Annotated in this window: 12 protein-coding genes; 10 read left to right on the forward strand and 2 right to left on the reverse strand. The window is 69.2% G+C overall.

The genetic code is table 11. The features are described from left to right. The first annotated feature begins 6 nt into the window (after window positions 1–6). Both ACODT5_RS12210 and ACODT5_RS12215 read left to right on the forward strand, forming a co-directional pair. Window positions 7–489, forward strand: coding sequence for a hypothetical protein (locus ACODT5_RS12210; protein WP_422519185.1), 483 nt, complete (start codon window positions 7–9; stop codon window positions 487–489). Between the two features lie 55 nt (window positions 490–544). Then, the gene (locus tag ACODT5_RS12215; RefSeq protein ID WP_422519186.1) at window positions 545–2,191 is read left to right on the forward strand and encodes a hypothetical protein; all 1,647 of its coding nucleotides are present in this window, start codon (window positions 545–547) and stop codon (window positions 2,189–2,191) included. A gap of 13 nt (window positions 2,192–2,204) precedes the next feature. On the opposite strand, the gene ACODT5_RS12220 is transcribed toward ACODT5_RS12215, so the two are convergent. Together ACODT5_RS12220 and ACODT5_RS12225 are read right to left on the reverse strand one after the other, a co-directional pair. Beyond that, window positions 2,205–2,396: a DUF397 domain-containing protein gene (locus ACODT5_RS12220; RefSeq protein ID WP_422519187.1), complete on the reverse strand. Its 192-nt coding sequence runs from the start codon at window positions 2,394–2,396 to the stop codon at window positions 2,205–2,207. Next, entirely contained in the window at window positions 2,393–3,271 is an 879-nt protein-coding gene (locus ACODT5_RS12225) for a helix-turn-helix domain-containing protein (RefSeq protein ID WP_422519188.1), read from the reverse strand. The genes ACODT5_RS12220 and ACODT5_RS12225 overlap by 4 nt, the downstream gene beginning before the upstream one ends. A gap of 173 nt (window positions 3,272–3,444) precedes the next feature. On the opposite strand from ACODT5_RS12225, the gene ACODT5_RS12230 reads away from it, so the two are divergent. The 8 genes from ACODT5_RS12230 to ACODT5_RS12265 all read left to right on the forward strand — a co-directional run bounded on the left by ACODT5_RS12230 (window position 3,445) and on the right by ACODT5_RS12265 (window position 14,720). Then, a complete protein-coding gene (locus ACODT5_RS12230; protein WP_422519189.1) occupies window positions 3,445–3,894 on the forward strand; it encodes an ATP-binding protein in 450 nt (149 codons plus the stop codon). Window positions 3,895–4,011: 117 nt separating this feature from the next. After that, window positions 4,012–5,835 (forward strand): hypothetical protein, encoded by a 1,824-nt coding sequence (locus ACODT5_RS12235; RefSeq protein WP_422519190.1) that lies wholly within the window; start codon window positions 4,012–4,014, stop codon window positions 5,833–5,835. Continuing rightward, window positions 5,832–6,116 (forward strand): hypothetical protein, encoded by a 285-nt coding sequence (locus ACODT5_RS12240; protein ID WP_422519191.1) that lies wholly within the window; start codon window positions 5,832–5,834, stop codon window positions 6,114–6,116. Before ACODT5_RS12235 ends, ACODT5_RS12240 begins: the two co-directional genes overlap by 4 nt. Continuing rightward, the gene (gene grpE / locus ACODT5_RS12245) at window positions 6,113–6,754 is read left to right on the forward strand and encodes a nucleotide exchange factor GrpE (RefSeq protein WP_422519192.1); all 642 of its coding nucleotides are present in this window, start codon (window positions 6,113–6,115) and stop codon (window positions 6,752–6,754) included. The genes ACODT5_RS12240 and grpE overlap by 4 nt, the downstream gene beginning before the upstream one ends. A gap of 128 nt (window positions 6,755–6,882) precedes the next feature. Then, window positions 6,883–9,387: an Hsp70 family protein gene (locus ACODT5_RS12250; RefSeq protein ID WP_422519193.1), complete on the forward strand. Its 2,505-nt coding sequence runs from the start codon at window positions 6,883–6,885 to the stop codon at window positions 9,385–9,387. 99 nt (window positions 9,388–9,486) lie between these two features. Continuing rightward, window positions 9,487–11,304, forward strand: coding sequence for a DUF4357 domain-containing protein (locus ACODT5_RS12255; protein WP_422519194.1), 1,818 nt, complete (start codon window positions 9,487–9,489; stop codon window positions 11,302–11,304). Further along, the gene (locus ACODT5_RS12260; protein WP_422519195.1) at window positions 11,301–12,554 is read left to right on the forward strand and encodes an McrC family protein; all 1,254 of its coding nucleotides are present in this window, start codon (window positions 11,301–11,303) and stop codon (window positions 12,552–12,554) included. Before ACODT5_RS12255 ends, ACODT5_RS12260 begins: the two co-directional genes overlap by 4 nt. Before the next feature lie 30 nt (window positions 12,555–12,584). Further along, window positions 12,585–14,720 carry a UvrD-helicase domain-containing protein gene (locus ACODT5_RS12265; RefSeq protein ID WP_422519196.1) on the forward strand — a complete coding sequence of 712 codons (2,136 nt, stop codon included), beginning with the start codon at window positions 12,585–12,587 and terminating at the stop codon, window positions 14,718–14,720. The last annotated feature ends 6 nt before the right edge of the window (window positions 14,721–14,726 follow it).

Below are 14,726 nucleotides of genomic sequence, written 5' to 3' on the forward strand. Positions count from 1 at the left end.
CGCCCAGTGGTTCGCAGAAGCCAGACCAGCAATCCGCGCTCGACCGTCGTCCTGACCTCAGGCGCGGACTGGGGCACGCGGGCCGCCGGGCAGCGCCGGGGCAGTGGGGCCGAGTTCCCGCTGCCCCGGCGGCAGGCCGCGAAGGCCAAGGCGTTGCAGCAGACCCTCGCGGTGATTCGTACGGCGATCAACGCCAAGCGCTGGGCCCAAGCCCGCTACATGCTCAGCCGGGCCCGCGCTCTCGTCAGCGCTCTGCCCGCCGATCAGACCACTCAGGAGCGCGAGCACCTCTCCCTCCTGCAAAGGAAGTTCGAGGCACGCAACACTCCCGCGGCTGGGCGAACCACGACCAAGAAGTCCCCGGCGAGGACACCCCCCGCGAAGGCCGCACAGAAGTCACCGTCCACGCCCGTTCGCGACCTCGGTGACCGTTTCATCAATCGCACCGCTCTCGGCTACAGCCACAGGGCGGCATCCCACGACGGATAGGACCGACTCGCCCCTCAGGCACCCCGGGGTGGGTCGGCGGAAGGGAACAGAATCCATGGAACCGCGCGGCTATCGCATGGTCGTCTCGACCGAGCGGAACTACGTCGACACCTGTGCCGTCGCAGAGCGACAGCTCATCGAATGGCTCCTCGAGAAGGAGTACGACACTTCCGGGGTGAACGAGGGACGGACCGAGATAGCCCCTCACGCCGTCCTCGACCGTGACTTCGAATCCGGCATGAACGGCGCGTACAGCCGTTGGCGCATGCGCGAGACGCCTACCGCCGCCTCGGGCACGTGGCAGTCGACACTCGTCGTGCGCTCCGGACTGGCGGAGGACAAGGGCCGCACCTGGGTGCAGGTCGACATCGAACACCAGCCGGCCGGCGAAAGGGAGTTCCCCAAGCGGGCCAACACCCCGAAGATCGTCCGTCTCCTCCTCGATAAACTGGAGGCACGCGACGGACAGGCTGACGTCGCCGTCGTGCCGGCCTTCATTGAGGCCGACGATGTGGACGACCTGATCGAAGAACTGTGCGACGCCAATCGCCGGTTGCCCGTCGTCATCGCCACGGTGCCGTACGGAAAGAACCCTGACGACTGGTCGCGCTCCGTCGTGGAACCCCTCTTCCGCAACCTGCACGGGCTGGCCGTGCTCTACGTCCTCACCCCGGAGGCGCAGGCCAAGTTCAACGCGGCGCTGGAGTACCACCCCGTGTTCGGCGGTGGAGTCCGCACCTACGTTCCGGGCCTCGACCCGGCCTGGAAGCCCGACGCGCAGCGGCATCCCGTCATGTCGCGCCGGACCATCGAAGTCAACATCCACCGCGCCGCGTCCATCCTGGCCGCGCTGCCGCAGCGAATCTCCTCCCGTCACACGCTGCCCGCCGCTCTGCTCAGCGTTCCTCGTCACCGGTCTCGGCCCCGGCCGAATCCGGACGGGACGGACGTCGTCCAGCTCCGCGCCGACAACGCCGCGCTCACCGCGCTCCTGGACGAGGCCGAGCGTGCCGAAGCCATGCGGGTCGACGAGATCAACGACCTGTACGCGGAACTCGCCAAGGCCGAGCGGGGAACAGACCAGCTGCGGGGCGAGAACGAAGAACTGTACGACAAGGTGCAGGAGTCCCAGCGCCTCATCAGCTACCTGCGCGAACGTCTGCAGTCCCTCGGGGAATTCACTGCCGCCTACGTTCCGACCGAGGCCCCGGCCATCACCTATCCGACATCCTTCGCGGATCTTCTGGATCGGCTAGGCGAGCTTCCGTACATCTCGTTCACGGGCAATCGCAAGCCCGCCCAGACCCTCGACAGCCAGTCGGTGGACAACTGGCTGAACGTCGCCTGGGACGGCCTGCTCGCGCTCAACCACTTCGCCGAGGCCTCCGCCGACGGCAAGGCCGGCGGTGACTTCCTGAGCTGGTGCAAGTCCGCCGAGTCCAGCACGTTCCCCTTCCCGGCTGCCAAGGTGGCCATGCGTGAGTCCGACACGGTCGCCAAGAGCGGGAAACTGCGCGGTGAGCGCTCCCTCCCCGTCCCGGTGACGGTCGACCCGAGCGGCCGGGCGTTCATGCAGGCCCATCTGAAGATCGGCGGAGGCAACACGATCGCCCCGCGCCTCCACTTCTACGAAGACGGCCCCCGGTCCGGAAAGGTCTACGTGGGCTACCTCGGCCCACACCTGCGCAACACCCTCACCTGAGTACGCCGAACCCTCAGCGCCCTGCAGCGAACCGCACGAACGGCGTCCATCCTTCGCGCCCCACAGCGAAGGCCGGACGCGTCACATCCTTCGAGTCCCGTACGTGAACGGCCTGCTCGGCGATTGCGATCTCCACGCAGTCGTCGCCCTGACTCCCGCTATAACTGGACTTGAACCAGGCAAGTTCCGTGGTTCCGATGTTCATAGCTCTCCTCGCAGTCGCTCCAGCAGGCCCGTGGATTCCACAGGGCTCAGGGCCTGCGAGCGCAGTGTTTCATAACGCTGACAGAGCAAGCTCACCTCTTTCCGGTCCGAGATCAACCGACCGTTCTGCTGACCCTCGGAGTAGCCGAGCCGCTGGCCCGAGAGGGTCTCCAGAATCCGCACCGGCCCGTCCAGGCAGGCGTGCAGTCCCGCGTCCAGCGGTACTACTTGGAGCGTCACATTACGCGGCACGATGCGCTCAAGTACGTGGTCCAGCAGCTCGCGCATCGCCTCCGCGCCCCCAAACCGCCGCCGGAACACGTGCTCCTCCACGATGAAGCTGAACGGCACGGTGGGCCGCTCCCGCATCATCCTCTGTCGCTCCATCCGGGCAGTCAGCTGCGCCTCCAGCTCCTCGTCGGTCCGCAGCGGGATCGTGCCCTCGAACACCGCCCGCGCGTACGCCTCCGACTGCAACAGCCCCGGCACCAGCCGGCACTCGTACGTGGACAGGCTCACCGCCTCCCGCTCCAGCCGCGCCCACCTCCGGAACCATGCCGCCAGGCCGACCTCGCCCCGGCTGAGGTGGCGGGCGGCCATGCGTAGGGCGCCGGTGTTGCCCGTCGCCCCCTCGGCACGCTCCACGAAAGGCTCGTCCGGCATTCGGCGACCCAACTCCACCGACTCCACGGTGTGCTTGGAGTACCGGACACGGACGGCGAGCTCGGCCCGGCTGAGGCCCGCGTGCTCGCGCAGCGCCTGGACGACCGCACCGAACGTGCGCAGGCTGTCCGACGGGTGCGGCTCCCGCTCCCACTCCCCTGCCGGTACCGCCTGGGCGCCGCCGCCGGCTGCCTCCCCCTCGACGATGTCCATCCGCCGCCCCTCTCTCCGTACCGGACCCACGACAGCTCCACGCCACAGCCTGCGTTCACCACTCAGCGTGATGGCGAAGCCCACGTACCGTCTACTCCATGCGCCCGTACGCTGACTCCGCGTACGGGGGGCGGTGCTGGCGTGCAGCCACCTCCGATCATCACGCTGATGCCATGAGCCAGCCCATTCCCCAACTGACCTCGCATCCACACACCTTCACTCAGCTCCTGTCGTCAACCCGCCGCGGCGCCCGCCTCGCCCGCCTCCTCGGCGTGGTCCAGCTTCGATCGTGGGGCGCTCCGCACGACCTCACAGAGCGTGCGGAGCACGTCATCGCGGAACTCGCCGCCAATGCCGTCCTCCACGGCCTCCGGCCCGGTCGCAGCTTCCGGTTGTCGCTCGTGTTCGACGCCTCATCGGGCTTCCTCCGCGTCGATGTCACCGACGCCCGCGGGGACCGCCTGCCGGCGACACCATCCCCCGCCGTGGCACCCCAAGCGCTGCACGCGGGTGGCCGCGGCCTCGCGCTCGTCGCCGCCCTCGCCGACCGCTGGGAGACGCTCCCCTTCCCGCCCAGCGGCAAGACCGTCCGAGCGGAGATCGGCATTCCGCCCCTCGAATGAGCCAAGCCACCGGAACGGCAGACAGAATCAGCCACGCCACCTGATCATGCGTTGACGTCGCCAACGCACCTCTCTACCGTGGCCAGTGCTACCTCGGGGACCAGGGGGCCATAGATCGTGCGCGTGGACGAAACCGGTGAACCCAGCCGGACCGTCACGGCGGACCGCCTGCTCGAATCCGCCGAGCGGGCCTTTCTGCGTGCCGAGTTCAGGTTGGCAGTACCACTTTTCCGCCGATTTCAGAACGAGTTCGGTACATCCGCCGACGACACCGCCGTCCGGTCCGCCGTACTCCGTGGCGCCCTGGCAGCGCGGGCGGGCAACTGGGCGGAGGCGGTGGACTCGTGCCCCGGGACCGACGAGCTGGAGGCGGCATCCACGGGGATCGTGCACGCTCTCGCGGTAGGCGCCCTCCGCAGGCTCGCCGAGGAGGGACGGCACGATGAGGCCGGCACCGCCGCGCTCGCGATCCTTCTGTGGGCGTACCTCCTGGAGGAGGATGACCCCGGTGGCTTCCGCGGGCTGCTCACTCAGCGGCGCGGCACTCCCGTGTCCGACGAGCTCTGGGAGGAGGCCCGCGGCCTGCTGGCCCGGCGCGTCACCGACCTGATGCACGCTCTGGACGTCCGCGCCGGGCGCGATGCCCTCGCCGCTTGGGAAACGGCGTGGGAGGCCGAGTGCGCCTTCCCGGTGGTCGTCCCCGCCGACGCAGGGATCGAGGGCTTGATCCCGATGGGGGACGCCGCCTGGCATCTTCTGGACCAGGGCCGGCGCCCCGCCCTCCTTGACGCCTACACCGCACGCCACCCGGACCAGGGCAGTTGGACGGCGGGCTCACCCGAGCACCGCGCGTGCGCCGACCCGCTCAATCGGGCCCTCGCGGCACGCGGCAGGGAGCGGGCAGGAGCCGGCGAGTGGCGCGAGGCGCTCACTGATTTCAGTACGGCCACACGGCTCGGGCGCACCCTCGACGCCGCCGACCGGTCAGCCGTGCTTCGCGCGGGCAAGAATGTCGGGCGGACCAATCACGGGATCGGCTACACCACCCTGGCACGCATCGTGGGTCTGGAGCTGGCGCATGCCCTGCTGCCCCGGGACGGATCACTGGCCGCCGAACTCGCCGCCGTGTTGGTCAGACAGGGGCGGACGGTCCTCGGCAGTGACCCTGTGCAGAGCAGGAGGCGGTTCGCACGGGCGCTGGTCGTGTCCCCGCAGGACCAGGACGCCCAGTCCGGCCTCGACGGCCTTCTGAGGCTGGACCTCGTCCGGGTGCACAGTGGGACTCAGCCCCGGGACGAGATCCCCTTGGGTGCCGTGGAGGACCTGCTGCGGCGCGACCCGGCCTGGGCACCGGCCAGGAGCTGGCTGAAGGATCACTACACCGCGCAGGCCACGGCCGCCTTGTCGAGTGGGGACACATCGACAGCCCGGGCCGCGGCGCGCAACGCTCTCCGGTACAGCGGTGGCGAGGGCCCCTATGGAGAGAGCGTCGTCAGCAGCCTGCTCGTCGACCTGTCGATCAAGCTCGCCCTGGCTTCCGGAACCGGGAGCACGCGCGCGGAGCTGGAGCGTCGTGTCGACCTGCTGGGTACGGCTGTCGACATCGCGGGCCCTGACCATGGCCATGCCGGGGAGACATACGGGGCGGCCGTGCTCGACCTCGCCGAGCACCTTGAGACCTCCGCATCACCGACCGCCGTCATCGAGCTGTTCCTGCGGGACCGGATGCGCCCGGGTGTCAACGCACGCTTCGATCAGACCGTGAAGGCCGCCTACCTCCGCCGCGCCGAGGCGCGCGCATCGGAAGGCGACGTCGGCGGGGCGCAGCGCGATCGTGTGTGCGCGCAACGCATCGGCGCCGGATTGCCCGACCAGGGCTTGTTGTTCGGCCCCGCCCCTGGACTCCCTCACGACGACTTCGGACAGGGGGCCCTCTTTTGACCGTCGATGAGCCCGCCCCGGGTATCCAAGGTGCCGAAGCACCCCCGATCCCCTGGTTCGGTCCCACACTCTACGAACTCGTCCCCGGCATCACACCGGGCACTCGGCTCCCTGCGCTGCGCAGACAGCTCGGACGGGCACGTACCGAAGCCCGCCTGGATCCGGTCGGGCAGGAACTGATCCGCCGGGCCGGCCTGGCCTCCGACAGCGCCGTCACCACGCTCGTCGCCGAGATGCTCACCCCTCCGCTGCCCCACCATGACACCGAGGAAGACTCGTGACCGATCGCGCCCCGGCCGCACCGAACGGCCCGCCGTCCGAACTGGACAAACTACGACGCCGGGTCGATGCCCTGTCCCGTAAGCGCGACGAGGCCGAAGCGCGGCTCCATTCCCTGCTGAGCTCCCTGTTGCCGCTCGACGACCTGCTCGCCGACACGCACCGCCGCACCGGCGCTCTGTACGAGGCCCGGTCCGCGCGTGAGGTGGCATCAGCCACCATCGCACTGAGCGAGCAGATCGAGGCGGCACATCTGATGCTCCGCGGTGAGTTCGCCCGGAACGATGTCAGCCCGATGGACGTGCTGGGCAAGGCCGTCGATCCTGGGGAGATGCGCGTCGTCGGTACGGAACCGCATCCCAGCTGGCCGGACGGCACGGTCCTGAGGGAGCGACTGACCGGGTTCCGCCTGGGCGCCGCCACTCTGCGACCCGCGGAGGTGCTCATCGCGGTGCCCGGCCCCACACCGGAACCCGCGCCTACCCCGGTGGCCGAGGACGGCCCAGATCCGGCAGGGGCGCGTGCTCGGACGAAGCCTGCCGGGGGCAAGCGGACCCAGCCGCGGCGCACCACTCGCTCCCAGCGGATCCTGCCGCGCAAGCCCTCGGCCGGACGGGGGCGCCGCTCCCGTCCCACCTGACCTGGCGGCCGCCCTCCGAGGCCGGGCCCGCCGCCCGGCAGCCCGACGAGCACGGCCTCCCGTAGGCCTCGTGTCCCTCCCGTATCTCGTGCCTCCGACGCTCCACGACGACCAGGAAGCAACATTCCATGCACCGGACTCTCGGCATCGACCTCGGCACCACCAACTCCGTCACGGCCTGGCTGCACGACGGTGTCCCCGTCGTCCTGCCCAACCGGCAGGGTGGACAGAGCACCCCATCAGCTCTCGGGGTCGATTCCCGCGGCGTATTGCTGGTTGGCCAGGAAGCCATCAACTGGCGCTCCGGTGAGCCCCGTTCCGTGATCACAGAGGTGAAGCGGCTGATCGGGCGCCGCTGGGAGGACGAGCTCGTCCAGCAAGCGCTGCGTGCACGTCCGCACGATGCGCCGCCCGTCCGGGAGAGCAGTGACGGCACGGTGGAGATCCGGCTCGGCGAACACTACGTCTCGCCGGTGCAGGCCTCCGCCATCCTGCTGCGACAGCTCAGGAAGGACGCCGAGAGCGCCGCGGGCGTACCCTTTCGGCGTGCGGTGATCACCGTGCCCGCGTACTTCGCCGAGCCGCAGATCAACGCGGTACGTGAAGCCGGGCGGCTGGCCGGGTTCCATGTGGCACGGATCGTGCCGGAGCCGACCGCCGCCGCACACGCTTTCGGCATCGGGCCGAACGGGAGCGGTACCGAGGACCACGCCACCGTGCTCGTCTTCGACCTGGGCGGCGGAACCTTCGACGTGTCACTGCTGACGATCGGTCCGGGCTACTTCTCCGTGGACAAGCTGGGCGGGAACAACCTCCTCGGCGGATCCGACTTCGATGCCCTGCTCGACGGTCACCTCCGCGAGCAGCTGGCCGGGCGGGACCACAGCGGCGAAGGGGACGCCTCGCGGATCCGGGCCGCCGCCGAGCGCGCCAAAATCGAACTCTCCTCGCGGGACACCTCCGAAGTGACCCTCGCTCCGCTCGGCAGCCAGGGCGGATCCTGGTCCGGAACCGTGCGTCGCCCCGCCTTCGAAACGCTCCTCACCGAGTACCTGCACACCATGCAGACCACGGTCGAGTCGGTACTGACAGCGGGCGACTCGCTCCCCGAGGACGTTCAGCGTGTCCTCCTGGTCGGCGGATCCACCCACATCCCGGCCGTCCGGCGCACACTGCAGGATCTCTTCGGCGAGGACACCGTGTCGGACGCGGTCGACCCCATGATGGCCGTCGCCCACGGCGCCGCCGTGGAGGCCGGCCTCCTCGGCACGCTCGATTGCCCCGCCGAGACGTGCACCATCGAGGGCATCCCCGTCACCGCCGACGCCTGCCCGGGCTGCGCCACTCCGCTGCTCGGCCCGGCCACGGTGGACTGCCCTGCCTGCCACGTACCCGCACCGGAGCTCACCGCAGCCTGCCCCGTGTGCACCACGGACATCTCCGCACTGCGCACGTCCACCCCCGCGGCCGTGTTCACGGAATGCCCGAACTGCGGCCGGGCCGACAATCCCGTCGCCGCAACCGTGTGCCTCGACTGCGACAACCCTCTGGACGCCGGCGGCCTGAAGTGCACCGGCTGCGGCATGGTCAACGCCACCGGCATGACGGCGTGTTCGTTCTGTGGTGACCTGTTCGGCACCGCCCCTGCCGAACAGGTCACGGCACAGAACATCGGACTCGAGCTCTCCGACGGCACCCTGGAGGTCCTCTTCCCCGGCGGCACCCGCTATCCGACGCAATGGCACCGTGTGGACGGCCTCGTCGTGCGTGGCGAGAACGATCGATCGGTGCGCTTCCACCTCTGGGAGGGACCGCACCACCGCTCGGCGCAGCGCAACGAATTCTGCGGCAGTTGGGTCGGCACGCAAGCCGCCGCAATCCGGGGAGAGGTACCGCTCACACTTCAGGTGCGGCTCGACCGCGACCGGACCATCGCCCTGCAGTACCGCCTCGGCTCCGACGACTGGACCGGTGGCCAGCTCCGGCGCAGCATGGCGTCCGCTGTCATCGGCCGGAAGGCCAACGAACTCCACGGCCTCTACGCCGACTTCTTGAAGGAGTGGGGCCAGGGAGTAACCCCCGCCGAGCGGGACCTCCTCACTGAAACCATGGCGGACCTGGCAGCGCTCGGCAGGGGGGAGAGCGTGAGCCGCTCCCTGGACGGCCTGCTGGACTCCGCGCGCGAGACCCTGGACCTGTGCAAGGAGGCCCGAAATGCTGCCGCCCTCGCGATGCTCGGCGCCAGTGGTGGGCGCGGACTGCTGCCGCCGGCACTCCTGGAGGAACTGCGCAAAGCCGGCGAGGCGGTCATGGACGCGCGCAGGGCCATGAACACCGACTCGATGCGAGCGGCCACCGAGCGGGCGAACGAACTCTGGACCGGGCTCGACCCGGCGGTCCGCACCTCGATCCTCGCGATCCGGTTCGCCGAGCAGGACTCCTACCCGGCGACCCTCCGCAAGGAGGTCTTGGCCGCCCGCGACGCCTTGCGCAGCGCCGTGGAACGCGGGGACGAGGCTGCCCAGGACACCCAGGTCGTACATCTTGGACGCCTTTACAACCAAGGCCGCGGTCAGTTCACGGAAGTGAGCAAGCCCTCCTCCACCGGAGGTGTGTTGCCGTCCAAGCGGTAACGGCTCCGGTCGCCCTGCGGAACGCCCGAATCACTTGACAGTGTCAACAGCTAGAGTGTGCGGTGTTCACGCATGCTCCATCCACGCGGAAGGTCACTCATGCCGCAGCCCGACCGCCTCCCCGGCGCGCCCGAGTTCCGCATCAAGCTCTCCAAAGACGGTGGAGAGGCACACGGGCACCTGCTGACCGAGTTCGGGGGGAACGGCACGCACAAGTTCCTCCTGCACGAGGGATCGATGGTGGCGGCAGAGACTTGGCCAGGGCTCGGCAACCACGGGCGTCGGTTGCGTACGGAGCTACGGGCGAGCGGCGCACTCACTGATGCCCCGATCACCCCTGACCTGCAGGAGACGACGCCACGATGGGTGACGACACGGGACATCCCGTGCAACTCCTCCTCGGCCGCAGCCACTCTGGTGCACGGCTACGACGCTTCCGGCCCGGAGGCCTGGCGAACCGCCGACGGCCACCCGCTCGGCGACTACCTCTCCACCGGCTGGCGCGCACCGCGCAAAGCGTGGCTCGTGCGCGGCTCCAACGTCTCGGGGCACAACCTCGTGCGGCAGCTGTGGCTGAAGGAGGGATTCGTATCGCTCGCCGGCGCTCATCTGCCGCCCCTGGAGGAGAGCGATCCCACGAAGAGCGCGCTGCGCCGCTTCGTCGAAGACGGCTACGAGGGCGCAGCCTCGTACAACCAGAAGCGGGACCTCGTCGAGGAGCTGCACGGCTTCCTGACGCAGATGCGCGTCGGCGACACGGTCGCGACCATAGGCGACGGCAGGCTCCACCTCGGGCAGATTGCCGGGGACTCCGTGCAGACCGGTTCCTCGGACGGACTGTCGAATCTGCGACGTGCTGTCTCCTGGCGCCCCGAGAGTCATGCGTACGAGGAACTGCCCGAGGAGGTACAGCAGAAGCTCTCCGTGCAGCATGACGTCGTCGACATGACAGTCGTCCTGGACGCGTTGGACGGACTCACCGCGGCCTCCGACCCGACGGCGGCCGACTCCCCCGGCCGGCAACCCGCCACCGAGCGCCCGGCACAGCGGGAATTGTCACTGCCCGACATCACCGAGGCAGTCGCCCGCGACCTCCTCGTCCATGACCGGTCCTGGCTGGACGAGGTCCGGGAACTGCTCGTGGACGAAAGGCAGCTGGTCTTCTACGGCCCGCCGGGCACGGGCAAGACCTATCTGGCGATGAAGCTGGCCGAGCACTTCGGCGGCGGTCCCGAGCAGGTCAAGATCGTGCAGTTCCACCCGTCGTACGCCTATGAGGACTTCTTCGAGGGATTCCGGCCCGTGGAGGACCCGGAGACGCGGGAGGTGGCCTTCCGGCTGACCGCAGGGCCGCTGCGGGAACTCGCCGATCTCGCCTCCCGCGAGGGCAATCGGCACATCGCGCACTTCCTGATCATCGACGAGATCAACCGTGCCAATCTCGCGAAGGTCTTCGGTGAGCTGTACTTCCTGCTGGAGTACCGGACCAAGTCCGTCCGTCTCACCTACTCCGGCGACGACTTCGCGCTGCCTCCTAACCTCTTCGTGATCGGCACGATGAACACCGCCGACCGGTCGATCGCGCTGGTGGACGCGGCGATGCGGCGCAGATTCGCGTTCGTGGAACTGGCCCCCCGCGTCGAGCCGACCGCCGGACTGCTCGAACGCTGGCTGGAACGGGAGAAGAAGGACCTGGAGCCGGCGCGCCTCCTCGATGCTCTCAATGCCCGCATCGACGACGCGGACTTCGCTGTCGGGCCCTCGTACCTGATGAAGCCCGGCGTGTACCGCGACGGCGGACTCGAACGCACCTGGCGCACGAAGATCCTTCCCCTGCTCGAGGAGCACCACTACGGCGAGGGCATCGACGTCGTCGCCCGCTACGGCCTCGACGCCTTGCGCGAGCAGCGTCCGTGACCGTGCCGGAGGTGACGCTGCGCGAGTACGGTCCCGCGCTCTCCGTCCCCCTGGACACCGAGGTGGGGCGGGCTCTCGCCGCCGCCGGGATCCTGCAGAGCGCGACGCCGGATCCCGGCCGGGAGGGTCACTGGCTGCTGCGGGCCGGCAGTCGGGTCGGTGCCCTGCGTATCCCTGGCGGTCCTGTCGTGAGGATCATGCCCAAGACCCCCGTGAGCAGGCTGTTCTTCCTCCTCGGCTTCAGCCTCGACCCGGCACGCGCATGGCGCGACAGCAAGGAGGGCACGGTCGACACGGGCGCGTACGACGACGTCGTGCCCGCGCTCGCGCACGCTGTGGAACGGCAGATCGACTCGGCTCTGCGCCAGGGGATACTTCAGGGCTACCGCGAGGTGGAGGAGACGGCGTCGATCGTCCGCGGGCGACTGCGCGAAGCCGAGCAGGTCCGCCGGCACTTCGGCCGGACGCCACCCGTGGAGATCAGGTACGACGCGTACACGACCGACACCGACGAGAACCGCATCCTGCGCGCTGCGGTGGAGCAGTTGCTGCGGCTCCCGGGAGTCCCCGGTCAGGTCCGCCGACGCCTCGCCCACCACCGCGTACGCCTCGCCGACGCGCTGCCCCTGATACGGGGACAGGAGCTGCCGCGCTGGCATCCATCGCGACTCAACTCCCGTTACCAGCCCGCACTACGACTCGCCGAAGCCGTCCTGCGCGGCGCCTCGCCGGAGCACCGGCCGAGCGGGACCGAAGCCCTCGCGGTAGACGGCTTCCTGATCGACATGAACAAACTGTTCGAGGACTTCGTCACGGTCGCGCTGCGCGAGGCGCTCCGTGAACACGGCCTGACCGCGAAACTCCAGGACACCCACCACCTCGACGCCGCCGGACTGGTGAGGATGCGTCCCGACCTCGTCGTCCGCACGGGGGACGGACGCACTCCGGTCGCCGTCGTCGACGCCAAGTACAAGGTCGAGAAGGCCGACGGGCTCCTCAACGACGACCTGTACCAGGCCCTGGCCTACGCCACCGTGCTCGGCCTGCCCGAGGCTCATCTCGTGTACGCCGCGGGACGGCAGCCGACGCGCTTCCACGAGGTGCGCGGAACGACTGCCGGCCCGGAGGGACGAGCTGTGCGGCTGTACCAGCACACCCTCGACCTCTCCCGTGAACCAGAGGTCCTCCTGTCTGCCTTCCGTGAGCTCGCCTCAGGAATGGCTGCCACGGCTCCACACCCTCGATCGTGAAACAGCGCCATGCAGAGAGGCAGGGACTCCATGCCCCGACTTGCCTTCGCCCAGAGCTTCTGGGACGGCTACGACATGCTGGAGAAGCCGGTGCGAGCCGGAGTGCGCAAGGCCATGGGAAAGTTCCAGGCCTTGAGCGCTGCCGAACTCAACGCCGACAAAGGCCTGCACCTGGAGTCGGTGAGCAACGCACGTGACCCACGGATGCGCACCATCCGCATCACGGATTTCTGGCGAGGTGTCGTTCTCGCCCCTGCCGACGGCAGCGACGTGTTCCTCCTGGTCAACGTCCTGCCGCACGACGACGCCTACACGTGGGCGTCGAAGCGTCTCTACAGCGCGAATTCCGCCACCAGGGCCTTGGAGGTGCGCAACGCCGTCGCTTTGGACGAGCTGACTCCGCTGTACGAGACGGCTGCGGCCAACGCACCCCGACGGCTGTTCGCTCATGTCTCAGACGGCACTCTGCGCGGGCTCGGCCTCGACGACCAGGTACTGCGCGCCGCACGTTCCATGGTGGACAAGGCCCAGCTGGAGGCGTTCTCCACCCTCTTGCCCGAGGACCAGCTGGAGGTGTTGCAGTACCTTGCCGAAGGGTTCAGCGCGGAGGAGGTCTACCGGGACGTCGTGGTCGTCCGCCGGCCCGCCGACGCCCCCGCCGAGCCTGTCGAGGACCTGGCCACGGTCATCGCCAACACTCCGGCGCGGATCCGACTGGTCACCGGGCCGCAGGAGCTGGAGGAGATCCTCGAGAAGCCCTTCGCGGCATGGCGCGTCTTTCTCCATCCCTCCCAGCGGCGCGTCGCCTACCGCACGTCGTACGGGGGCCCCATCCAGGTCACGGGTGGCCCCGGGACGGGCAAGACGGTCGCCGCCCTGCACCGGGTCCAGCATCTTTTGCGCCGCCACGGAAGCAGCCGGATTCTGCTGACCACGTACACGAATGCGCTCGCCGCCGGACTGCGCGAGATGCTCGGCCTCCTCCTCGACGGGGACGAGGAACTGCTGACGAGGGTCGACGTCACGACGGTCGACGCCTACGCCAACAGCGTCGTGCGTACGAGGTCCGGGGTAACGCCCCGTCCGATCGGGGACAGGGAACAGCGGCATGTATGGGAAAAGGTCGTCAAGCAGCTCGACCTGCCGTTCACGGCACGGTTCCTTGCCCAGGAGTACCGCCACGTCGTACTCGCGCAGGACATCCGTGATCTCGACACGTACCTCGGCGCGGGCCGCCGCGGCCGTGGCACCGGCCTCGGCCCCACGCGCCGCCGCGTGGTGTGGAGCGGTGTGGAGCGCTTCGAACAGTTCTTGCGAGACCGGGGCGAAACCACGTATCTGCGGGTCTGCGCCCGCGCGGCGCAATTCCTGACCGACAGGCCGGCCCCCTACGCCCATGTCGTCGTCGACGAGGCCCAGGATCTGCACCCGGCGCAGTGGCGTGTGCTGCGCGCCGCCGTGGCTTCCGGTCCCGACGACCTTTTCATCACCGGTGACCCGCACCAACGGATCTACGACTCCCGGGTGTCACTCGGTTCTCTCGGCATCGCCACAGCCGGACGCAGCTTTCGATTGCGCGTCAACTACCGCTCCACTGAGGAGATTCTCACCTGGTCTGCACGCCTCCTTGCTCCAGTCAGCATCGAGGCGCTCGAAGGTGAGGGAGCGGACTCACTGACCGGATACCGCTCCCTGCTCCACGGGCGCCACCCCCAGGTCCAGGTGTACAGGACCCAGCGGGAGGAGATCGACGCCCTGGTGGAACGAATCCAGGCGCTGCTCGCCGGAGGTCTTGCAGCACACGAGATCGGCGTGTGCGCACGCTTCAACCTCTCCTTGGACGCTGCCGAGGACAGGCTCAAGGCCTCCGGTATCCCGGTGCTCCGGGTCAAGGGCCAGTTCGCGCCGGGGGCTCAGGGCGTCCGGCTGGCGAGCATGCACGCGATGAAAGGGCTGGAGTTCCGGGCGGTCTCCGTCCTCGGCGTCAGCGAGGGCACCGTGCCGTTCGTCCGTGAGGTCACCCCGCGTGAAGCGGATCCGCTCCAGCACGACGCCGACCTGCTTCGTGAACGCTGCCTGCTCTTCGTCGCCTGCACTCGCGCGCGCGAATCACTGAGCGTGACATCGAGCGGAACTCCGAGCCCGTTTCTGCCACACGTGGTCTGACCGTTC

The sequence above is a fragment of the Streptomyces tatrensis genome, from assembly GCF_049310065.1.
In the GTDB taxonomy this organism is placed as follows: Bacteria; Actinomycetota; Actinomycetes; order Streptomycetales; family Streptomycetaceae; genus Streptomyces.